This is a genomic window from Actinoplanes sp. NPDC051851, assembly GCF_040681165.1.
In the GTDB taxonomy this organism is placed as follows: domain Bacteria; phylum Actinomycetota; class Actinomycetes; order Mycobacteriales; family Micromonosporaceae; genus Actinoplanes.
The window spans coordinates 36,190-58,586 of record NZ_JBFAYF010000024.1; the positions used below are offsets into that span (position 1 = coordinate 36,190).

The 22,397-nt window shown below is 71.8% G+C and carries 16 protein-coding genes; 8 read left to right on the forward strand and 8 right to left on the reverse strand.

From position 1 onward, the window contains the following. The first annotated feature begins 59 nt into the window (after window positions 1-59). Window positions 60-1,448 carry an NAD-dependent succinate-semialdehyde dehydrogenase gene (locus tag AB0M08_RS22885; protein ID WP_364496576.1) on the forward strand — a complete coding sequence of 463 codons (1,389 nt, stop codon included), beginning with the start codon at window positions 60-62 and terminating at the stop codon, window positions 1,446-1,448. Here AB0M08_RS22885 and AB0M08_RS22890 read toward each other — a convergent pair. Beyond that, on the reverse strand, window positions 1,432-2,367 hold the full coding sequence (locus AB0M08_RS22890; protein WP_364496579.1) for a LysR family transcriptional regulator: 936 nt from the start codon (window positions 2,365-2,367) through the stop codon (window positions 1,432-1,434). The two genes, AB0M08_RS22885 and AB0M08_RS22890, sit on opposite strands and share 17 nt — an antisense overlap. A gap of 60 nt (window positions 2,368-2,427) precedes the next feature. On the opposite strand from AB0M08_RS22890, the gene AB0M08_RS22895 reads away from it, so the two are divergent. Both AB0M08_RS22895 and AB0M08_RS22900 read left to right on the forward strand, forming a co-directional pair. Continuing rightward, complete coding sequence (locus tag AB0M08_RS22895) at window positions 2,428-3,357, forward strand: LysR family transcriptional regulator (RefSeq protein ID WP_364496582.1); 930 nt, start codon at window positions 2,428-2,430, stop codon at window positions 3,355-3,357. Window positions 3,358-3,466: 109 nt separating this feature from the next. Continuing rightward, a complete protein-coding gene (locus AB0M08_RS22900; RefSeq protein WP_364496584.1) occupies window positions 3,467-4,402 on the forward strand; it encodes a VOC family protein in 936 nt (311 codons plus the stop codon). A gap of 73 nt (window positions 4,403-4,475) precedes the next feature. Here AB0M08_RS22900 and AB0M08_RS22905 read toward each other — a convergent pair whose 3' ends face one another. Beyond that, complete coding sequence (locus AB0M08_RS22905) at window positions 4,476-6,725, reverse strand: ATP-binding protein (RefSeq protein WP_364496587.1); 2,250 nt, start codon at window positions 6,723-6,725, stop codon at window positions 4,476-4,478. 84 nt (window positions 6,726-6,809) lie between these two features. Between AB0M08_RS22905 and AB0M08_RS22910 the strand changes: the two genes are divergently transcribed. From AB0M08_RS22910 to AB0M08_RS22920, 3 genes are all read left to right on the forward strand, one after another. After that, window positions 6,810-8,231 carry a GGDEF domain-containing protein gene (locus tag AB0M08_RS22910; RefSeq protein WP_364496590.1) on the forward strand — a complete coding sequence of 474 codons (1,422 nt, stop codon included), beginning with the start codon at window positions 6,810-6,812 and terminating at the stop codon, window positions 8,229-8,231. Between the two features lie 33 nt (window positions 8,232-8,264). Beyond that, on the forward strand, window positions 8,265-11,585 hold the full coding sequence (locus AB0M08_RS22915) for a hypothetical protein (protein ID WP_364496810.1): 3,321 nt from the start codon (window positions 8,265-8,267) through the stop codon (window positions 11,583-11,585). Window positions 11,586-11,844: 259 nt separating this feature from the next. Then, window positions 11,845-12,660, forward strand: coding sequence for an intradiol ring-cleavage dioxygenase (locus AB0M08_RS22920; protein ID WP_364496593.1), 816 nt, complete (start codon window positions 11,845-11,847; stop codon window positions 12,658-12,660). A gap of 116 nt (window positions 12,661-12,776) precedes the next feature. Here the strand turns inward: AB0M08_RS22920 and fdhA are convergent, their stop codons facing one another. Then, a complete protein-coding gene (gene fdhA / locus AB0M08_RS22925; protein ID WP_364496596.1) occupies window positions 12,777-13,991 on the reverse strand; it encodes a formaldehyde dehydrogenase, glutathione-independent in 1,215 nt (404 codons plus the stop codon). A 100-nt stretch (window positions 13,992-14,091) separates the two neighbouring features. Between fdhA and AB0M08_RS22930 the strand changes: the two genes are divergently transcribed. Both AB0M08_RS22930 and AB0M08_RS22935 read left to right on the forward strand, forming a co-directional pair. Next, a complete protein-coding gene (locus AB0M08_RS22930; RefSeq protein WP_364496599.1) occupies window positions 14,092-14,991 on the forward strand; it encodes a WD40 repeat domain-containing protein in 900 nt (299 codons plus the stop codon). Window positions 14,992-15,211: 220 nt separating this feature from the next. Beyond that, on the forward strand, window positions 15,212-16,195 hold the full coding sequence (locus AB0M08_RS22935) for a magnesium transporter CorA family protein (protein WP_364496601.1): 984 nt from the start codon (window positions 15,212-15,214) through the stop codon (window positions 16,193-16,195). A 422-nt stretch (window positions 16,196-16,617) separates the two neighbouring features. On the opposite strand, the gene AB0M08_RS22940 is transcribed toward AB0M08_RS22935, so the two are convergent. From AB0M08_RS22940 to AB0M08_RS22960, 5 genes are all read right to left on the reverse strand, one after another. Beyond that, window positions 16,618-17,028, reverse strand: a complete 411-nt coding sequence (locus AB0M08_RS22940; RefSeq protein WP_364496603.1) for a response regulator — start codon at window positions 17,026-17,028, stop codon at window positions 16,618-16,620. Further along, complete coding sequence (locus AB0M08_RS22945; RefSeq protein WP_364496605.1) at window positions 17,021-19,027, reverse strand: GAF domain-containing SpoIIE family protein phosphatase; 2,007 nt, start codon at window positions 19,025-19,027, stop codon at window positions 17,021-17,023. Before AB0M08_RS22945 ends, AB0M08_RS22940 begins: the two co-directional genes overlap by 8 nt. A gap of 61 nt (window positions 19,028-19,088) precedes the next feature. Beyond that, window positions 19,089-20,105, reverse strand: a complete 1,017-nt coding sequence (locus AB0M08_RS22950; protein ID WP_364496607.1) for a GNAT family N-acetyltransferase — start codon at window positions 20,103-20,105, stop codon at window positions 19,089-19,091. Between the two features lie 21 nt (window positions 20,106-20,126). Continuing rightward, window positions 20,127-21,287 (reverse strand): FAD-dependent monooxygenase, encoded by a 1,161-nt coding sequence (locus AB0M08_RS22955; protein WP_364496610.1) that lies wholly within the window; start codon window positions 21,285-21,287, stop codon window positions 20,127-20,129. Window positions 21,288-21,296: 9 nt separating this feature from the next. Beyond that, entirely contained in the window at window positions 21,297-22,319 is a 1,023-nt protein-coding gene (locus tag AB0M08_RS22960; protein ID WP_364496613.1) for a GNAT family N-acetyltransferase, read from the reverse strand. Window positions 22,320-22,397: the final 78 nt, after the last annotated feature.

The window sequence follows — 22,397 nt, forward strand, 5'->3', positions numbered from 1 at the left end:
CGGTCGCCTTTTGAGCGGGGCGGCTGCCCCGTGGCTCGTACCAGAAGAAGGAAATGCTCGTGAGAAGTTCGATACGGACGGTCGATCCAGCCACCGGTGCGCCTCTGGCCAGTTATGACGAGCACGGCGCGGAGGAGCGGGAGCATCTGCTCGCGGCCGCCGATCGGGCCCAGCGAGCCTGGCGCGAGACCGATTTCGATGAGCGGCGGGCGGCCCTGCACGCGCTCGCCGAACTGCTCGACGCGCGTGCCGAGGAGTACGCCGAACTGATCACCCGGGAGATGGGCAAGCCGGTCGCCGAGGCCCGCGCCGAGGTGGCCAAGTGCGCGCGGACCTGCCGGTTCTACGCGGACGAGGGTGAGCGGCTGCTCGCCGACGAGGCGGTCACGACCGAGGCGCTGACCAGCGTGATCCGGTACGAGGCGCTCGGCGTGGTGCTCGCGGTGATGCCGTGGAACTACCCGTTCTGGCAGGTCGTCCGGTTCGCCGCGCCGGCGCTGCTGGCCGGCAACGGCGCGATCCTCAAGCACGCGCCGAACGTCAGCGGGTCGGCGCTGGCGCTGGAGCAGCTCTTCGCGGACGCCGGATTCCCGTCGGGGCTGTTCGGGACGGTGCTGGCGGGGGAGGCGGCGACCCCGGCGGTGGTCGGGGAGCTGATCGCCGACCCGCGGATCAGCGCGATCACGCTGACCGGAAGTGAACGTGCCGGAGCGGCGGTCGCGGCGGCCGCCGGACGGGTGCTGAAGAAGTGCGTCCTGGAATTGGGCGGTTCCGATCCGTTCGTCGTCCTGGATGATGCCGACATTCCCTCCACCGTCGCGGCGGCGGTGAGGTCCCGTTATGGAAACGGGGGCCAGAGCTGTATCGCGGCGAAGCGTTTCATCGTGTCCGGCCCCGTCTTCGACGCCTTCGTCGAACGATTCGGTGAGGCGGTCGTCAAACTGAAGGTCGGCGATCCCTTCGATGTGGACACGGACGTCGGGCCGATGGCGCGGGCCGATCTGCGCGAGGGGCTGCGTCAGCAGGTCGCCGAGTTGATCGTGGCGGGTGCGCGCGCGGTGGTCGGCGGCGACATTTCCGATATGCCGGGATATTTTTATGCGCCTACCGTGTTGCTCGCCCCGGATGACGGCATCCTGCCCGATCTGGAGACCTTCGGGCCGGTGGCGGTCGTCTACCGGGCCGAGGACGACGACGACGCGGTGGCGATCGCCAACCGGACCGGGTTCGGGCTCGGCGCCGGTGTCTGGACCGGCGACGTGGCCCGCGGTGTGGCGGTCGGCTCCCGGATCGAGTCCGGCGCGCTCTTCGTGAACGGCGTGGTCGCCTCCGACCCGCGCATCCCGTTCGGCGGCATCAAGCGCAGCGGTTACGGCCGGGAGCTGGGCATCCTGGGGATCCGCGAGTTCACGAACCCCCGCACCGTCTGGGTCAACCCGGCAACCTAGCCGGTTCGCTCAGGGTCAGCTCGGCGGCGACGTCCCGGAGCACCGACACGAACCATCGGTGCGCCGGGTCGATGTCCCGGCTCGGGTGCCACCACGCCGCCTCCAGCATCAGCGGCGCCTCGAACGGCGGCTCCACGATCCGCAGGTTCTCGTCGTGCGCGAACCGCCGGGCGATCCGCTCCGGTACGAAGGCGACCGCGTCGGTGGCGCGTACCGCGAAGAGCAGCGGCAGGAACCCGTACACCCGCATGCTCACCCGCCGTTCGATGCTCAGCTCGCTCACCGCGCGGTCGATCGGGGTCGGGATGCCGCCGCGGAACACCGCGATCGCGTGCGGCATCCGCCGTAGCGCGTCCACGCTGAGTACGTTCTCCTCGAGGTACGGGTTCCGCGGGTCGACCACGCACACCAGGCGGTCCCGGAAGAGCCGGACGTGCTCCCCGGCGAAGCCGTAGCCGAGCGGGCCGACCAGCACGTCCTGCCGGAGCAGCGCACGTTCCGAGCCGATCAGGTCCTCGGTCAGGTCGGTGAAGGCCAGCCGGACCGAGGGCGCGGCGGCCTTCACCCGGCGGCGTAGCGGCTCGTGCAGTACCGTCATCGCGTAGTCGCTCAGAGTGATGGTGAAGAGTCGCTCGCTGCTGGCCGGATCGAACCCGTCGGTCACCCGCAGCGCGTCGCCGAGCAACTGCACCGCCTGCTGCACCTCGGGCAGCACCGACCGGGCGAACGGGGTCAGCTCGAACTCCCGGCCGACCCGGACCAGCAGTTCGTCGTCGAAGTGCCGCCGTAACCGGGCGAGCGCGGCACTCATCGTCGGCTGCCCCATGCCGATCCGGGCGCCCGCGTGTGTCACGTTGCCCTCCTCGAGCAGTGCCTTCAGCGCGATGAGCAGGTTGAGGTCGACGGCTCCCAGAGTCACCGCTGTAGTGTGGCTCACACCTCGCGCCTGTGAACATGGGTGCGAGCTGGGAGGATGGCGATGGGTAACGCGGGTGTGACCGGGGTCGATCTCAATCTCGTGGTGGCCCTGCGGGCTCTCCTGGAGGAGCGCAACGTCACCCACGCCGGCGCCCGGATCAATATGAGCCAGCCGGCGATGAGCGCCGCGCTGGCCCGGCTGCGGGCGCACTTCGGCGACGAGCTGCTGCACCGCGAGGGCCGCCGGTACGACCTGACCGCGCTCGGCGAGGAGCTGCTGCCGGTGGTCCGCAGCGCGCTCGCCGCCGCCGAGGGGGTGCTCGGGCAGCGCACCGCCTTCGACCCGGAGACCAGCACGCGGCACTTCACCGTCTCGCTCTCCGACTACGCGATCACCGTGCTCGCCGAGCCGCTCCTGGCCGAGCTGGCCCGCCGCGCGCCCGGCGTCACCGTCGAGCTGACCCCGATGCCGGCCCCCGGCGTCGACACCCTCAGCTACCTGATGCGCTGCGACATCCTCATCGGACCTCTCGGGTACGGCCTGCCCGGGCAGCGCAGCGTGGTCTTCCGGGACACCTTCGTCTGCCTGGTCGGGGCGGACAACCCGTGGCTGCGCGACGGCCGCCTCACCCTGGAGGACCTGGCCGCGATGAACCACGCCGCGGCCGGGCTGGGCGGCCCGGACAGCACCCCCGCGGACCGGGCGCTCGCCGACCTCGGGGTGGAGCGCAAGGTCGAGGTGACCGTGCACGGCCTGTTGCCGCTGCCGTTCGCGGTGGCCGGCACCGACCTCTGCGCGTTCGTGCCCCGGCGGCTGGCCCGGCTCTGCGCGTCCGAGCTGGGCCTGGTGGTGGCGGAGGTCCCGTTCCCACTGCCGGAGCTGGTCGAGGCGGTGCACTGGCACCCGGCCCGCGCCAAGGACCCGGCGATGATCTGGCTGCGCGGGATCTTCGCCGACATCTTCCGCGACCGGGCCGCCGTACGGGATTGACCGTGCGCAGGTATTCGTCACCCGATGCCAGGTATGTTTCCGTTCCATTTCCGCGGCTGCTCACGGCGCGCCTAGCCTGAGGGAATCCCACAGGCATCGAGGAGTTGCCATGGCCTTCCAGCCGATCACCCATCTGCGCCACGTCGATCTGGCCGTGCCGGACTACGACCGGCAGCTGGCCTTCTACCAGGAGACGTGGGGCCTGACCAAGGTCGCCGACGACGACGGCCTGGCGTTCCTGGCCGCCGAGGGCTCGCCCGAGCAGTACGTCGTCCGCCTCCGCCGCGACCGGCAGAAGCGGATGGATCTGGTCGCGTTCGGCGCGGCCACCCCGGCGGACGTGGACGCGCTCGCCGAGCACCTGATCGCCTCCGGCGTCCCGCTGGTCCGCGAACCGGGCAAGATGGACACCCCCGGCGGCGGCTACGGGCTGCGCTTCTTCGACGTGGACGGCCGGGTGGTCGAGGTCTCCGCCGAGGTCGAGGTCCGGAAGCACCGGGTGATCGAGGAGCGTGAGGCGGTTCCGGTACGGCTGTCGCACTGCGTGGTCAACTCGCCGAACCCGGAGCGGCTGCGCGCGTTCTACGAGCGGACACTCGGCTTCCGGCTCAGCGACACGCTCTACAGCGAGCACATGGGCGACCTGATGTACTTCCTGCGCTGCAACAGCCTGCACCACAGCTTCGCCATCGCCCGGGGCCCGCACCCGTCGCTGCACCACGCCTCGTTCGAGATGCGCGGCGTCGAGGAGTACATGCGCGGCGCCGGACGGGTGAAGCGCTCCGGCGCCAAGTTCGTCTGGGGACCGGGCCGTCACCTCGCCGGGGACAACACGTTCGCGTACTTCCTGGACCCGCACGGGAACACCATCGAGTACACCACCGCGCTCGCCGTGCTGGACGAGGACACCTGGCACCCGAGCCGCTACGACACCGCCGACCCGATGACCCAGGACCAGTGGGGCACCGCCGACCCGATGAGCGAGCTGGTCGCCAAGGACAGCTTCAACGACCCCGACCCCCTCTTCACCGCCCCGCCGGTGTGAGTCCGGCAATCTGGCTGGTGCTCACGGGTGTCTCCGGCCCCTCGAGACACCCGTGAGCACCAGCCAGAAGCCGTCACTGCCGGTCGAGGCCGTCCTCCGGGAAGGTGGCGCGGATCGTGGTGCCGCCCCCGGGGGTGTCCTCGGCCCAGACCCGGCCGCCGTGGCGCTCGACGATCCGGCGGACGATGGCGAGGCCGACCCCGGATCCGTCGGTCGCCGGGTGCAGCCGGCGGAACAGCTGGAACGCCTGTTCGCGCAGGTGCGAGGGCATGCCGATGCCGTTGTCCCGGACGAAGAGCGCGCCGTCCATGCCGACCTCGACCCGGCGGGGTCCCCGGTCCATGGCGTACTTGGCGGCGTTGACCAGCAGGTTGACCAGGACCTGGTCGAGCAGGACCGGATCGGCGAGTACGGTCGCCTCGTCACGCGGCAGGATCACCTCGACCTCGGCCTCGCGCAGCCGGGGACCGGCCACCTCCAGCGCCCGGTGCACCGCGTCGACCAGGGTGATCCGCTCCCGGGCCAGCTCGGTGCGCCCGAGCCGCGAGTAGTAGAGCAGCGCGTTGAGCAGCTCGTCCATCCGGGCCGCGAGCCGCTGGATGGTCTCCAGGCGCCGGAGGGTCGTCTCGTCCATACCCGTCGCGTCCTCGGCGATGAACGTGGCGGTGTTCGCGATCCCGCGCAGCGGCTCCTTCAGGTCGTGCGCGGCGGCGTGGGCGAACGAATCCAGGTCGACGTTGCTGCGGCTCAGCTCGGTGTTGAGCGCGGCGACCCGGCGTACCTGGGTCATCGCCACGCCCATGATCGCCCGGCCCAGCTCGACCGCGGTGGCGAGGTCGTTGGTCGACCACGGGGTGGCGCGGCCGCGTACCGAGGCCAGGAAGACCGCGGTGGAGCCGCGCGGGGTGAGGCGGCGGCCGTGCGGGCCCACCACGACCGGTCCCGCCGGGTCGGCCGCCCAGCGGCGGGCCACCCGGCGCTCGCCGCGCAGCCAGACCACGATGTCGTCGTCGGTGCCGGCCGGCAGGACCAGGGCGCCGGCCAGCGCCGTGGAGTACCCGGCCAGGTCGGGCAGGTCCTCGCCGAGCCGGTCGCTGTGCCAGAGACCGCCCAGCTCCGGGGCGGGCAGGGCACGCAGCAGGCCGGCGACGGTCTCCGGTCCCGGGTTCGCGCCGTGTACCCGGATCACGCCGCCGGAGCGGACCAGCACCGCGTCGCATTCGATCAGGCCGGCCAGCATCGCCGGGTCCTTGGCCCACGGCGAGCGCATGTCGGCGGAGAACCTCTCCAGCAGGCGGGCGATGACCACACGCGAATACTCCCGCGCCGCCGTCTCGTCCCGTTCGCGCAGGGCGGCGAGGTGCAGCGAGAGGGCCACGCCGAAGAACTCGCAGGCGGCCCGGACCGGCGGGCTCAGCTGTTTGGCGGCCCGGCCGTGGCAGGCGATCAGGCCCCAGAGCCGTCCGTCGGCGAGCAGCGACACCGACATCGAGGAGACCACCTCGATGTTCCGGAGATACTCCAGGTGGAACTCGGAGACCGTACGCAGCACCGACATGGAGAGGTCGAGCGGCTCCCCGGTCTCCGGCAGCGCCGGTGGGTCCAGCCGGGCGGTCCTGTCGTCGGCGTCCGCGATCACCCGGATCCAGTTCTGCTCGTAGAGCCGGCGGGCCTGCGGCGGGATGTCGGTGGCCGGGAACCAGAGACCGAGCCACGGCTCCCAGTCCTCGGCGACCTGCTCGGCGATCACCTCACCGGGGCCGTCCACCGACTCGAAGCGGTACGCCACCACCCGGTCGTACCCGGTGATCGCGCGGATCTCGGCGACCGCGGCCTGGCACGCCTCGACCACGGAGACCGCCCGCTGCAGCCGGACCAGGGCCTGCCGGACCGGCGCGTAGAACGTGGCGAACGCGCCCGCCTCGCTGGCCGGCTCGAACTCCAGCACCAGGAGTCCCTCGGAGCGGTGCACGGTCACGTCGAACGTACGGCGATCCCCGGCCGGACCGATCTCGATCGGCATCATCGCGGTCTGCCCGGTGTCCGCGTCGGCGAGCGCGACGAGCGTCGCCAGCTGGTCCTCGCTGAGCAGCCTGCTCGCCGGTGCGCCGGCCAGGTCCGGCACGCCGAGCAGCACCGGGGCGTTCGCACTGATCACCTCGACCGTGCCGTCCCGGAGCGCCACCAGCGCGCCGTGCGACTGGACGCCGCCGAGCCGGTGGATCGGTTCCCGGACGCACGCCGCCAGGTCGAACCCGCCGCCGGCCTCCCGTTCGGCCGCCACGACCCGATCCGGCAGCCACTCGTTGTCGGTCTTGCCCACCGGCCGACGATAGCCGCCGGGGACGCGCCGCGCCGGGAAGACGAAAGGCTAAGACCCCGGAACGGGCCGCCGATACTCCCCGGTATGGAGCGACGGTGGCGTGCGGGCGCGGCGGCTGCCGGGCTGGTCGCCGTCTGGATCCTGATCAGCTGGGTGCTGCCGGTCTCCGAGCTGATCGCCGGCCGGATCAGCCAGATCCTGCTGAGCGGCGTCTCCGGGCTGGTCACCGTGGTCTGGGGCTGGGCCGCGATCCGGGCCCGCGGGCGGATCCGTATCGGGCTCGCGCTCTGGAGTCTGGCCAGCCTCGGCTGGTCGATGGGCGAGGCGATCTGGCTCACCGACGGCTGGCACAGCGGCGGCGTGGGAGTCCCGATCAGCGCCACCGCCAACATCGGCTTCGGGATCACCATGATCTCCACCCCGGTCGCGGTCGGGCTGCTGGTGGGCCGCCCCTCGGCGAGCCTGCGTACGCTCTTCGACGCGCTCCTGATCGGCACCTCGCTCTTCTTCGTGGCCTGGGCGCTGCTGATCGGCCCGCGGTTCCGGGCCGGTGACGCGCAGACCGGCACGACGATCTACGCGCTCGCCGACGTGGTGATCCTGAGCCTGGTGATCCTGCTGCTCGCCGACACCGGCCCGGCGCTCCGGACACCGCTGGAGATCGCGGCGGTCGGCGTGGTCCTCAACTTCGCGGCCGACACCACGTACGCGTACCAGGCGGTCGCCGGCACGTACCGGTTCGGTGCGCTGCCCGACCTCTTCTGGCTGATCGCGTTCCTGACCATCTCGGTCGGTGCGCCCCGCCGGTCGGAACTGCTCGGGGTCACCCGGCTCAGCGTCGTCAACCGGCCGCGCACCTACCTGCCGTACGTCCCGTTCCTGCTCGCGTTCGGCACCGGCGTGACGCTGCTGATCACCGGCGAGGAGATCGACCGGGTGCTCTCCGGGCTCAGCCTGCTCCTCACCGGCCTGGTGGTGCTCCGGCAGCTGCTGGTGCTCAACGACAACCTGACGCTCGTCGAGGAGCTGCGCTTCCGGGCCGAGCACGACCCGCTGACCGGGCTCGCCAACCGGGCCCGCTTCGAGGAGTGCGCCGAGCGGGCCCTCGCTCCGCACGGCGGGGCCGGCCGGGTGGGCATGCTCCTCATCGACCTGGACGGGTTCAAACCGGTGAACGACGTGTACGGCCACGACAGCGGCGACCGGGTGCTGGTCGAGGTGGGCCGGCGGCTGGTCGCGGCGGCCGGCCCGGACGACGTGGTGGCCCGGATCGGCGGTGACGAGTTCGCGGTGCTCACCACCGGTGATCCCGGCGCGCTGGCGGAGCGGTTCCGGTCCGGGATCCATGCGCCGGTCGAGCTGCCGGCCGCCGCGGTCCGGATCGGCGCGAGCATCGGCGTGGCCGATTGCCTGCCCGGCGAGCGGGGCGTCGGCCAGCTCCAGCGCGACGCGGACGCCGCGATGTACGAGGCGAAGCGTGCCACGAAAGCGGCGGCCGCCGCGTAATTCGATGGGGTTCGCGGTGCGCGTGTGACGACAATGATCGGCATGCTCGCCGCCACCCGCGCACTGCTGACCTCGCTCGATCCGCTCCCGCACCGCGAGCGGATGAGCCGCCTCGCCGACTGGGCCCGCAGCGCGCCCGATCGGGCCGGGATCTGCGCCGATCTGCGGTCCGGCAACGACGACGAGCGGTATCTCGCCCTGGTCGCCTCGATGATCACCGGGGACGCGGCGGGTCTCGCCGCGGCGGCCCACGATCCGGCCCCGCACATCCGGACCGTCGCCCTGCGTGCGGCCCTGCGCGACGGCACTCTGCCCGGGCACGCCGCCGACCTCGCCGCGCTGGACCGTCGCCGGATCTACCGGACGCTGCGCCGGCACCGGGACCCGGCGGTCGCCGACGCGCTGCTGGGCGAGATCCGTGCCGCCCACGGCGATCGGGAGGCGGCCGCGGTGCTGCCGGGCTGCGGTCCCGCGACGGTCCGCGCGCTGCTGCCCGAGCTGGGCCACGCGGTCACCCTGACCGCTCTGATCCGTCCCCATCAGGAGATTCTTCTCGGGTACGCCACGGAGCTGCTGGCCGCCGCCGATCCGGTGGACCTGGCCGGGGAATGGGCACGGCTCGCCGGGGCGGTGCTGCGCTCGGCCCCGGAGCACGCCCTCGGCCTGCTGGAGCGGTTCGGCCCGGAGCGGAGCCTCCCCGGTGACCTCGCGCTCTACGGCGTCCTCGCCGCGCACGACCCGCGACGGGTGGTCCGCCTGCTCACCGCGCCCACCCGGGCCGAGTGGGTCCGGCAGACCTCGTTCCCGCCCGGCCTGCTCCGCCGCCTCGCCACCCTGCTCCCCGCCGAGGAGCTGATCCCGTTCGCCCGGCGCGCCCGGGAGACCGACCGGACCCTGGTGGTCCTTCTCGCCGCCCTGCCTCCCTCCCGGCGCCTCCTCGTGTACGACGGGGCGTTCGCGGGAGTGGAGACCGGAGACTCCGTCCCCTCGGCCGCGATCATGGAGGTGCTGCCCCGTACGGCACGGGTCCGCGAGGCGACCCGGGTGCTCGGGCTCGACACGATCCGCCGGACCGAGGCCGCCGTCGCCGAGTGGAGCGCGTACCTGGACTGGCCGGAGGCGTCGGCGGCGCAGGAGGCCGGGCTGCGCTCGGGCGACGCGGACGAGCGGGCCGGTGCGTACCGCCGGCTGGTCGCCGCGGCCCGGCGCTCCCGGGACCCGGAGGCGGTGGCCGCCGTGGTGGCCCGGCTCGCCCGGCTGCGCAACGAGCAGGATCCGGTCCGGTCCGCCGCCCTCGGCGCGCTCGCCGGAGTGGCCCGGTTGCTCACCGCGGACGCCGCGGCGGGACTGACCGCGCTGACCACCGACGCCGTCGAGGCCCGGGATGCCTCGGCGGGCACCACCGCCGCGCTCAGCCACCTCGCCACCGGCACGCTGCGGCACCACGTCGAGGTCCCGGAGCTGCGCGAGTGGGCGCTGCTCACCATCGACCTGCTGAGCACCAGGGCGACCGTGCCGACCCTGCACCGCTTCGACGCGGTGCTGCCGCGCGGCCGGGAGACCATGGTCTTCGACCGGCTCCGCGGCTGGGTGGAGGCGAACCTCGCGCGCGGCCGGTACGCGCCGCTCCTCGCGCTCACCGTCGCCCTCGGCAAGCGCGCCTGGCGGCTGCCCGGGCTCCAGGCGCTGCTCGGCGCGGCGGCCGGCCCGGCGACCCTGCCGTGGGTGGCGACGGAGGCGATCGGTCTCTGGCTCGCCGATCCGCGGACCCGGGCGGAGCGCGTCGAGGCGGTGCTCGACGCCGACCCGTCGTCGATCGCCCTCCGCGTCGTCTGGGAGACGGTCGCCTCCCGCCGCACCGACCTCCTCGACCGGGTCCTGACCCCCGGTCCGCCGGCCTCGCCGGGTCGTTTCGTGGAGGGCGGCAGGCGCTGGGTGCCGGACCGGGTGGCGCACCCCGGGCGGTGGCTGCCCCGGCAGCAGTCCGCGCTGGTCGGGATGCTCGAGCCGATCGCCGACGACGCCGGGAACGACATGTGGCGCCGGGTCGCCGCGATCCGGACCGCCGCCCCGCTCGGCCCGGCCGGGCGCGGGATGGTGCTGCGCTTCCTGGACGCCACCGAGGTGCAGATCGCCGAGGCGGCGCTGGCCGCTCTGGTCTGGACGGTACGCCCGGGCGAGGCGCTGCCGGTGCTGCTCGCGCACGCCGGCGGGGACCGGGCCCGGGTCGCGCTCTACTCCGCGTCCCGCGCCGCCCGGCACCTCCCGCCCTCGGCGCTGGTCGAGCCGTTCGGCGCGGTACTGGCCGGCCCGGCGAAGGTGACCAGCCGGAAGGAGGCCGCCCGGGTGCTCGCGGTGCACGGCCCACCGAGCGCGATGGAGCTGCTCTTCGGCACGTACGCCGCAGCGGACCAGCACCGGGACGTCCGGGCCGCGATCACCGGCGCGGCCCGGCAGCGGCTGGACACCGGGGCGGCCTGGCGGATCCTCGACCGGGCGGCGTCCGGCAGCCGCGAGGAGCGCCGCGCGGTCCTGGCCGCCCCGCCCCACGCGGTTCCGGTGCCGTACCGGGACCGCTACGCGCGCCTGGTCGTCGGTGCCTGCCGGGCCGGGGACCGGGAGGTGCGCCGTCTGGCGTACGCCGTCCTGCCGGCCTGGTCGCGCTGGGCGGGCGACGTCACCGGCCTGATCGTGGACCGCCTCACCGACCTGGGCGAGGACCTGCACGGGATGACCGGCACACAGCTGCTGCTCGCCGCCGGCCCGGACGCCCTCGGCCAGGCACTCACCCGCCTGGTGGACCGGGACGCCGCCGACCAGCCGCCCGTTTCTGATCACCCGGCTGCCGATCAGCCGCCCGTTTCTGATCACCCGGCTGCCGATCACCCGGCTCGGCGGCGGATCGTCGCGCTGGGCCGGGCCGTCACGCTGCTGAACCGGACGCTGCCCGCGAGTGCCGACCGGACCGCGCAGCTCGCCGCGCTCGGGGTGCTCGCCGAGCACCCCGAGTACCTCGGTACCGCGGCGTCCGCCCTGGTCGTCCTGGGCCGCCTGGAGAACCTGGACCGGGTGGCCGACCTCTGCGCGGACCGTCCGGTGGCCGCGGTACGCGCCGGCGCGACCCTGGGCGAGCTGCGCGAGATGCCCGAGGACCCGGTGCTGCACGAGCTGATCGCGCGACTGGCGGACCGGGGCGACCTGGCCGGCGGGCTGTTCGCGGTGGCGCTGGTCCGCCGGGGCGCCGCGGCGGGCTGGGCGGGGCGGTGGCGCGAACTGCTGGTGGGCCTGCGCGCGCACGCCGACCCGGACGTGCGCGAGGAGGCCCTCGCCGTGGACATGCGCCCCCGCCGGTGAGGGGCGCCGGTGCCGTTCTCGGTGTCCGATAAAAATGTTGACAGGATGATTGACGAATTCGCCGTGCGTACCCGAAAAGAAGCGGAAACAAGGCGCTGAGGGTGACGATCAGGCGATTTGACTGATTGAATATGGACGATGCCTATGAAATGAAGATCAACCACAGGTCATTCATAGGCTTCAATGTTTGGCTCTCCTCCGGCCCGGCATACGGGCCAGCCGTCCCCCCGGCGGCATCCCTGAGGAGGAGTGAATCCCCATGCAAGACAACGACGCGTACGTGCGCGAGGTGCACGACAAGGGGCTCCAGTTCGACCTGCCGAACATGTCCCGTCGCCGGATGATCGGCGCGGTCGGCGGTGTCGGCGCGGCGGCCCTGACCGGTGGCGCCCTGCTCGGCGGCGGCGCGGCCCAGGCCGACGACATCACCGCGGCCGCCTGCCTGGCCGAGGTCGAGTCGGAGACGGCCGGCCCCTACCCCGCGGACGGGTCGAACGGCCCGGACGTCCGGGTGCTCTCCGGCATCGTGCGCAGCGACATCCGCTCGTCCTTCGGCACCTCCACCACCACGGCGGCGGGCGTTCCGCTGCAGTTCTCGCTGACCGTGCAGAACCTGAACTGCGTAGCGGTCTCGGGCGCGGCGGTCTACGCCTGGCACTGCGACCGGGCGGGGCTCTACTCGCTCTACTCGTCCGGCGTGACCAACGAGAACTACCTGCGCGGCATCCAGGTCACCAACTCCTCCGGCGTGGTGACCTTCACCAGCATCTACCCGGGCTGCTACTCGGGTCGCTGGCCGCACATCCACTTCGAGGTCTACTCGTCGCTCACGGCCGCCACCAGCGGATCCGGGCCGATCAAGAAGACCTCGCAGATCGCGCTCCCGCAGGACGTGTCGTCGACGGTGTACTCCAGCGCCACCGGATACTCCGCCAGCGTCACCAACCTGAGCCGGATCACCCTGGCCACGGACAACGTGTTCGGGGACGACTCGGCCGCGCGCGAGATGGCCACGGTCACCGGCTCGGTCTCCGCCGGCTACGTCGCGAACCTGACCATCTCGGTCAACCTCTGATTTTCAGAGTCACCGTTGTGAACCACGGCCTTTGAGTCACGGCCTTTGAGCTACACCCCTTGGTTATGGCCCCGCCCGGACGGCGCTTCCACGCCCGGGCGGGCCCCTTGCCCCGTTCAGCGCTTGATGAAGCCGTGCGGGTCGAGCACGTACTTCCGGGCCGCGCCGCGGTCGAATTCCTGATAGCCGCGCGGTGCGTCGTCCAGGCCGATCGGCGTGGCACCGACGTTCCTCGCGATCTGCACCCGGTCGTGCAGGATCGCCATCATCAGACCGTGGTTGTAGCGCATCACCGGGCACTGACCGGTGACGAACGAGTGCGACTTCGCCCAGCCGAGCCCGAGCCGCAGCGACAGTGAGCCGACCTTCGCCGCCTCGTCCACGCCGCCCGGGTCACCGGTCACGTAGAGGCCGGGAACCCCGATGCCGCCACCCGCCCGGGTGATCTCCATGAGCGAGTTCAGCACCGTCGCCGGCATCTCGGTGGCCGAGTCCCGGCCATGCCCGCGCGCCTCGAAACCGACCGCGTCCACCGCGCAGTCCACCAGTTCCTGGCGCAGGATCTGCCGCACCTGGGCGACCGGCTCGCCCTTCGACACGTCGACCGTCTCGCACCCGAAGCTGCGGGCCTGCGCCAGCCGCTCCTCGTTCAGGTCACCGACGATCACCACGGCCGCACCGAGCAGGAACGCCGAGGTGGCCGCGGCCAGCCCGACCGGGCCGGCGCCCGCGATGTACACGGTCGAGCCGGTGGTGACGCCCGCGCTGACACAGCCGTGATACCCGGTAGGGAAGATGTCGGTCAGCATGGCCAGGTCGAGGATCTTCTCCAGCGCCTGGTCACGGTCCGGGAACCGCAACAGGTTCCAGTCGGCGTACGGGACCATCACGTACTCGGCCTGGCCGCCGACCCACCCGCCCATGTCGACGTAGCCGTACGCCGAGCCGGGGCGGTCCGGGTTCACGTTGAGGCAGACCCCGGTCTTGCCCTCCTTGCAGTTGCGGCACCGCCCGCACGCGATGTTGAAGGGCACCGACACGATGTCGCCGGTCTTGACGAACTCCACGTCCGGGCCGACCTCGACCACCTCGCCGGTGATCTCGTGCCCGAGCACCAGGCCCTCCGGGGCGGTGGTGCGGCCGCGGACCATGTGCTGGTCGCTGCCGCAGATGTTGCTGGCCACCGTCTTGAGGATCGCTCCGTGCGGGGTGCGCCGTCCGACGTTCGCCTTGTTGACGCCCGGCCCGTCCTTCACCTCTAAGCCGGGGTACTCGGTGTCGCGGACCTCCACACGGCCGGGCCCCTGGTAGACAACCGCTCTGTTGCCCATGGTGTTCTCCCCTCCTTGAGTGGGCTCCCTGGGTGGACTCGTGCCTCACGTTTCTCGCCCGTACGCCAAAACAGAACCCCTTCGATGGCATTATTCGGGCGTGATCATCGACGCCACGCACCTCACGACCCTCACGCTGGGCGGCATCGACATGCTTGTTTCCGCGGATGACGAGAGGGTGCGCGTCTGGGATCCGCGTACCGGGAAGCAGGTGAGTGAGTCGGCCCCGCTCAGTGGCGGGATTACCGCGATCGCGGTCTGCCCGGTCGGCTGGCGCGACCCGCTGATCGTGGCGGCCACCGACGACGAGGTCTCCTGGCTGGAACCGCGCACCGGCGGCCCGGCGTACTCCCCGGACCGGACGCCGTACGTCGGCGCCCTCGGCACCTGGGCCGGCACCCTGCTGGCCGGGTCGGTCTTCGAGCCGTACGCCGTGCAGCGCTGGGACGCCGGCACCGGCTGCCGCCTGGAGCCGCTCGGCGTCCACGAGGACCAGGTCACCGCGATCACCGTGCTCGACCTCCCGGACGGCCCGATCGTCTGCGTGGCGGACAAGAGCGGCACGATCCGCCGCTGGAACCCGTGTACCGGAGCCTCCGCCGGCACCCCGCTGGACACCAACGACGACGTGGTCATGCAGCTCAGCCAGATCCGCCTGCCCGACGGCCGCCTGCTGATCGCCGCCGCGAGCGCCGACCTGTACCGCTGGGACGCCCTGACCGGCGAGCCCGTCGGCGTCCCGGTGGTGGTCGACAGCTACGCCGTGGCCGGCCTGACCCCGGTCCTGGTCAACGGGCGCGCCGAACTCATCACCACCGGCGCCGACGAGGTGGTCCAGCGCTGGGACGCCACCACGGGCGAGCAGGTCGGCGCCCCGGTCCCGGGCCGCTCCGCCACGGTCCTCAGCCGCTACGGCGAACTCAACCTGGCCATCGCCACCCTGGACGGCCACATCGACCTGCGCGTTCTCGGCCAGCCCCACCCCGACCGCCGTACCTGATCCCGCCTGCCCCCGGTCCCGCCTGCCCCCGGTCCCGCCTGCCCCCGGTCCCGCCCGGGCCTGGTCCCGCCTGCCCCCGGTCCCGCCCGGGTCTGGCCCCATCCGGGTCTGGCCCCATCCGGGTCTGGCCCCATCCGGGTCTGGCCCCGTCTGGACCTGATCCCGTCTGGCCTTGCGCGATCTTCCCGGTGTTCAGCGGCCCGGTCCTACGCTGGCAGGCATGGACATCTGGCTGGTGGAGCCGGACGGCGTCACCCGGCAGACCACCGATCGCCTGCCGGAACTACTGGCCGGTCCCGAGGGCGTCGTCTGGGTCGACATCCCGTCCTGCGACGAGGAGGCCACACGGCTCCTCACCGAGGTCTTCGCGTTCCACCCACAGGCGGTCCGCGACTGCGCCGAACGCAACCGCGTCCCCAAGGTCCATGTCTACGCCGACCACGCGTTCGTCATCCTGCACGCTCCCGAGGCCGGCGCCGCGGGCCACGTCCACTACGTCGAACTCGACCAGTTCATCGGCCCGAACTACCTGGTCACCGTGCATGGTCCGCTCAACCCCGCCGTGTCGATCGCCTCCTCTCTCCGTGAGACGCAGGAGGTCCTGCGCCGCCTCGAGGCCGGTCGCTTCCACCCCGCTTCCGGCCACGAGCTCTCGTACGCCGTGGTCGCCGCGATGACCCGCCGCCTGGAGGAGTTCATCGAGAGGCAGACCCTGGCCGTCTGGCAGCTCGAACAGCGCGTCACCAGCGGCCACCTCGGCAACCCCGAGCAGTTCCTCGACGAGATGTTCCGCGCTCGCCACGGCCTGATCGCCGTCCGTGCCATGGGCGCCCTGGGCCGCGAGATCTACAGCCGTCTCGCCGCCATCGGCCGCTCGGTCCCGCCCGCCGCCAAGCCCCTGCTCGACGACATCGTCGACCAGTTCACCCGCGTCTACGGCGTGGCCGACTCCCAGAAGGAATACCTCCAGGGCGTCATCGAGTTCTACCGCACCCGCAGCGATACGAAGATGACCGTGGCCGCCGAACGCCTGGCCGTCATCGCCGTCGTCACCCTGCCGATCACCGCCCTCTCCTCAGTCCTGGGCATGAACATCATCGTCAACCAGCACTCCGACGTCACCCTCCTCGCGGTCGTCCTGACCCTGATGCTCGTCATGTCCGCCGTCCTCCTGGCCTGGGCCAAGCGGCGCGGCTGGTGGTAGCGCGCCGTCAATGCAGTGAATCGCGCGTTCGAGGCTCTTTTGCAGCCCCCTTTCGGGTGCGCTGTAAAGCGTGCCTGAAGGCTAGCCGCGTCCAGTCTGGATATGCAAGCTCAATGTCGTGTCTGGGTTTGCAATTCTTGGCAGGTGGTGAGCCGGGGAGTGTGAATTATTTACCGACACTAGATGCCGTCCGAGCTGGCCATGGATCGCACTCGCCGTTAGTCTCGGAGGTGCTTCCCCGGCATTCATCGGGAAATTCTCATGCTGGCTTCGACCTTTGATCAATGAGGTCTGACGTCCTGCGTTCAATCGCAGCTCGACGCGCGAAATTTAAGGGCTGGGGGGCTTCGGCGATTTTCTGGGGGTGTTTCATGCGCTCGGTTAAAGGCTTGAGTGGTTGCCGGGGTGAGCGGAAGGGGAGGTCAGGGGGTGCGGGGAGCCGTGCGGGACCGCCAGTAGTCCAGGGTCTGGCTGAGGACGCTCTGGAAGAGGGCGAAGTTGAGGGGCTTGTAGATGTAACTGTCGGCGCCGGCGGCGTAACAGGCGTCGGCCTCGGCCTGGTCCTCGGAGGAGGTGAAGACGACCAGGATCAGACGGGCGAGGCCGGGGCGGGAGCGCAGGTTGCGGATCACGTCGAGGCCGCTCTCACCGGGCATGTTCAGGTCCAGCAGGACCATGTGGGGGAGGGCGGCGCCGGGAGCGGTGAGGCGGGGGAGTACCTCGCTGCCGGAGCGGAAGAACTCCACCGTGACATCGGGGTGGGAACGGCCGATCGCGCGCTCGATGGCTTCGACGTCCTCGTCCGAGTCCTCGACGACGAACACCTCAGTCATGCGGGGAACCCTCCACGCGGATCGCCAGGACGGCGATGTCGTCGGCCTTCGTGCCACCGAACTTCACGGCGGCCGTGCTCAGCTCGTTCACCAAGGTCTCCACCGGGGCGTCCGCCTCGCGGAGCCGGTTCAGGGCGGTCCACATCGCGTCGTCCTCGAACATCCGGTCCCGCTCGTCGCGGCTCTCGGTGAGTCCGTCGGTGAAGATGATCAGAGTATCGCCGGGGGAGAGCGTGAGGCGGGAACGGCCGAAACGCGGGCGCGGGAGGACGCCGAGCGGTACGCCACCGCCGCGCCCGCGCCGTGCCGGGCGCCCGGCCTGCAGGACCACCGGAGCCGGATGCCCTGCCGAGAGCCACTCCACCACGAAGTCCTGCGAACCGCGCGCACCGGGAGAAGCCGGTGAGCCGGGAGACGTAGATGAACCGGGAGACGTAGGTGAGCCGGGAGACGTAGGCGAGCCGGGAGATGCCGGAGAGCCGGGCGAGCCGGGAGATGCCGGAGAACCGGGCGAGCCGGGAGCGCTGGGCGAGATGGGGGTGACGGGGCGGAACATGGCGGCGCCGGCGGTGACGAAACGCCACGAGCCGTCCAAGCGGAGACGGGAGTTGAGGCGGCTCATCGCTCGGGCCGGGGTCACCCGCTCGGCGACCAGGGCGGCCAGGGTGTGCCGTGCCATGCCGGTGAGGGCGGCGGCGTCCACACCGCGGCCGCAGACGTCGCCGATCAGGGCGGCTGTGGTGCCGTCGTCGCGGGAGACCACGTCGTAGAAGTCGCCGCCGACTTCGAGGACGCGGTCGCCGACCGTGTACGAGGCGGCCATCTGCAGGCCCGGGACCACGGGCAGGCGGGTGGGGAGCAGGTGCTGCTGCATCGTCATCACGTCGTGGCGGCGCTGTTCATAGAGCGTGCCGTTGTCGATGGCGAGCGCGGCGCGGGAGGCGATGTCGCGCAGGAAGGAGCTGGGCGGTATGTGGTTCGGGTCCCGGTCGAACAGGAAGATCAGCACGCCGATGACGCGGCCTCGGGCGCGGAGTACCTGCAGGTCGACGGAGCGGCTGTCCAGCACGGCCGCGTCGTGCTCGTCGAGCAGGATCTCACCGGCCACCGCGGCCTTGGCCAGGGCGGCGAGCCGGGTGGCGGCGGCCGGGTCGTTCAGCAGGGCGGAGAGGCGGCGCATGTCGACGTGGACGGCACTGCGCAGCTCCGGGTCGCCGTCCTCGCAGACGAAGACCAGGCAGCCCTCGGCGATCGCCGGTACGGCCATCCGCGGCACCCGGTGCATCGTCTGCGTGCTGTCCAGCACCGCGTCCATCTGCAGCGACGCCTCGGCCAGCAGTGCGTCCCGGGTGTGCTGCTGCTGTTCGACCCGGCGTGCGGCCAGCCGCCGGAGCACCTCCGCGGTCACGTCGGCCACCTGGGTGAGGGATTCGCCCACGAACGCCGTGTCCGCCGTCGCGTCCACCAGCGCGATGAACGTGCCGGGCCACTCCCCGGCCACGTCGAGGTGGAGCACGACCGCCGCGACCACGCCGGCCTCGGTGAGAGCCCCCGGCCCCGTGACGTCGACGACGGCGGGGACGCCCGGAGGGGCCGGGCGGTGGAAAGCCGGGTCGGTCGGCGAGGTGGGGGTGGGGGAGGGCCCGGTGGTCGGCGAGGTGGGGGAGGGCCCTGCGGTCGGTGAGGTGGGGGTGGGGGACGGCCCTGCGGTCGGCGAGGTGGGGCTGAGGGACGACGTGGCGGGAGGGGCGGTGGAGGTGGGTGGGGCGGCGGCGAGGGAGCAGGCGAGCGGCCGCAGTGGGCCTACCAGCGGCACTCCGGCCCAGCGGTACGCGCTGACCCGCCTGTCGACCCCGTATCGCAGTCCCCAGGCCGCGATCACTCCCGGCAGCGTGCACAGCGGTGGCAGCACCAGGTCGGCGAGTTCGTCCCGCGCCCCGATCCCGGCCACCGAGCGCCACAGGCCGTGCAGCGTCCCGGCCCAACCGCCGTCCGTCACGCTCATCACCTCCCCGAGGGACCTGGCTCAGCACCGCAGGCCAGTATCCAACAGCCCTGACTCACCGGTACGGAGGGAACCGCCCGGTCAGCGATGCCGGGGTGACCGGGCCGGCCAGGCGGGCGAAGACGACGGGCTCGGTGATCACCCGCCAGGTGTGGAAGTCCTGCCGGCCCGAGGAGAACGCCGCCTTGTACCGGAACAGCGAGTCTCCCGAACCGCCCAGCCCGCCGCCCAGGTGGTAAACCCGGTTGCCGCGGTCACGGCCCCAGAGGCGGACGTGCTGGTAGAGCAGCTTGTCGGCGTGGAAGATCGGTGCCTCCCGGGTGGACTGGAGATGGGTGTGCATCATTCCGGCGTACTCGAAGAAGAGGTTGCCCCCGAGGAGCCCGCCGGAATCATCGAGCGCGACGGCGAGGTGTGTCCGCGAACCGAGTGCCGCTCGGAGCTCGTGGAAGTGCTCACGCCCGAAGAAATAGAAATCGGTCGCTCCGACCCGTCGCATGGTGGCGTGGTAGGTGTCGATCCACGCGTCGTACCGGCTCCAGTCGTCCATCACGACGGTGACACCGGCCCGCTGGGCCTTGTTGATCTGGTTGCGGTGGCTGCGGTGGGTCTGCTCCCACATCTGTTCCGGCGTATGTGTCAGGTCGATCGACACCGTCTGCCCGTGGTGCACGACCGTGCCGGTGACCTCGAGCGATACCCGGGGCGCCGGCAGGAGCGGGTGGAGTCGTACGAAAGCGGAGATGACGTCGTTGGCGCGGAGCAGTTCGGCCATCGCCCGCGCCGCCCGTGCCCAGAAGCCGGTGTTGGCCGGGCCGAGGTCGCTGACCGGCCCGGGATAGCCGTAGGGGGAGACCGCGTCCAGCAGCCCGGTCCCCGGTACCGGGCGCAGGATCAGCGGTACGAGCAGAACGTGATCAGCCTCGTCGTAGCGGAACGCCACCGGGGTGCCGCCGGAGAGCGTGGCGTCGAGCCGGACGTAGGAGGGGAGGTGGTAGACGTCGTGTCGTGCGCGGTCCAGTGCTTCGGTCCAGGCGGTGTCACCGGGTTCGAGCAGAGCACCTTCGGCCATCGCTGCTCCTTACCTGCGCAGTTATATGAGGACGAGGGGACGGCGGCGGGCCCGGTTCCAGCGCCGGGCACTGAGGGTCCAGCGCAGCATCGTCCGCGGCACCGCACCCTGGGTGGACATGTGCAGCAGGTACCGCCACGCCGGGTAGTCGCCGCGACGGTTGGAGAGCGCGTACGAGAACTGCTTGGCGGGCAGCGACGCGTAGTCGGGCATCCGCTCGAACCAGGCGCTGCTCGCGTACGCCGCACGCTGAAGTGGCGCCATCGCCGCCTTGCGCTGGTGTTCGTAGCGCTCCAGGGCGGCAGGAAGGCCGTCGGAGACGGAGAGGGACGAGGCCAGCGCCATCGCGTCCTGCATCGCCAGCTTGGTGCCGGAGCCGATCGCGAAGTGTGTGGTGTGCGCGGCATCGCCCATCAGCACCACGTTCCCGGCGTCCCAGCGCTCGTTGGTGACCCGCCGGAAGTTGAGCCAGCCCCGTCCGCCGTCGTCGAGCGGCTGACCGTCCAGGTGTCTCGCGAAGATCCGCTCCAGGTCGCCGACGCTGGGATTCAGCGCCTCCCAGGTGGCGGAGGTGCACTCCACGATGAACGTGCTCGACGTCGACGTGAACGGATAGGCGTGGAACCAGATCCACCCCGCGTCCGTACGCTCGAACCCGAACGTGAAGGTCCGGAAGACGTGCGGCGTGCCCAGCCAGAGGTACCGGTTGCTGCCGGTCTCGATCTGCGTGCCGAAGTGCCCGCTCGCCGCGTCCCGGATCCGGCTGCCCGCCCCGTCGCAGGCCACGATCAGGTCGGCCGGCGGCAGCGCGTCCACGCTGGTCGGCTCGTCCTCGTAGTGGATCTCCACGCCCAGTTCACGGGCCCGCTCGGCGAGGATGTCGAGCAGCCGGTGCCGCCCCAGGCTGAACCCGTATCCGCCGAGGTGGGTGACCGGCTTGCCGGCGGCGCGGACCTCGTACTCGTCCCACTGGTAGGCCGCCTCCCAGATCCGGCGGGCGCTGACCGGGTCGTACCGGAAGAGGTCGTCCAGCAGGTCGTCCCAGAAGACCACCCCCCACCCGTAGGTCACGCCCGGGGGGTTCCGCTCCAGGACGGTCACCCGGTTGGCCGGATCGGCGAGCCTGGCCAGCACCGCGAAGTACAGCCCGGCGGGTCCGCCGCCGATACAGGTGATACGCATGGATACCCCCTAGCGATAGGACGGGAAGGTCGCGGTGAGATCCGCCGGGTCGGCGCCGGCCCGGCGTTCGTGAACCAGGCTCGTGTACGCCGGGGAGTCGGTCACGACACGCCAGGTGTGGAAGGGATGACGGGACGGGGAGAAGCCGGCCTTGTACGTGAAGAGCGAGTCGTTGCTCCCGCCCTTCCCGCCGCCCAGATGGAACACCTCGTCCCCGTGCCGCTTGCACCAGCGGCGCACCGAGTCGTAGAGCAACTCGTCGGCGTACCGCCCGCGCGCCCGGCGGGTGGAGGAGACGTACCCGGTGGCGATCCCGTCGTAGGAGAAGAAGGTGTTCCCGCCGACGACCTCGCCCTCCTCCAGCGCGACCGCGAGGTGCATCCGGTCTCCCGCGGCGTCGTGCAGGGCGGCCAGGTGGTCGTACGTGAAGAAGTAGTAGTCGGCCGCGCCCACCCGCCGCATGTTGTCGTGGTAGACCTCGACCCACTCGGCGAGCCGTCCCCAGTCGTCGAAGACCACCTCGGTGCCCGCCCGTTTAGCCCGGTTGATGTGGTTCCGGTGGTCGCTGCGGGTCTGCTTCCACATCTCGTCCTCGCTGACGGTCAGGTCCATCGAGACCGTCTCGCCGTGCCGGACCAGCGCGCCGAACTCGGTCAGCACCGGCGACGGCGTGCCGAGCAGCGGGTGCATCCGGACGAAGACCGAGACGACGCCCTCCCCGCGCAACGTTCCGGTCATCGCGGTGCACGCGCCCCGCCAGAACGCGACGTCGGTGGGCGCGGCGTCGCTGACCGGGCCGGGGTATCCGTAGGGCGAGAGCGCGTCGCGCAGCCCGGAGCCGGGTATCTCCCGGATGATCAGCGGGAGTAGCAGCCGGCGGCCGGCGTGCTCGTAGTGGAAGGCGGCCGGCGTGCCGCCGTACAGCCGGGCGTCCAGGACGACGTAGTCCGGCACGTGGTACATGTCGTGCGCGACGTGCTGCAACGTCTCCTTCCACTCCCGGGCCGCCGGGTCCAGCAGCGATGCCGTCATGCGTTCTCCTTACTCACCGTTGCCGTGCTCACCGTTGCCGTGCTCACCGTTGCCGTGCTCACCGTTGCCGTGCTCACC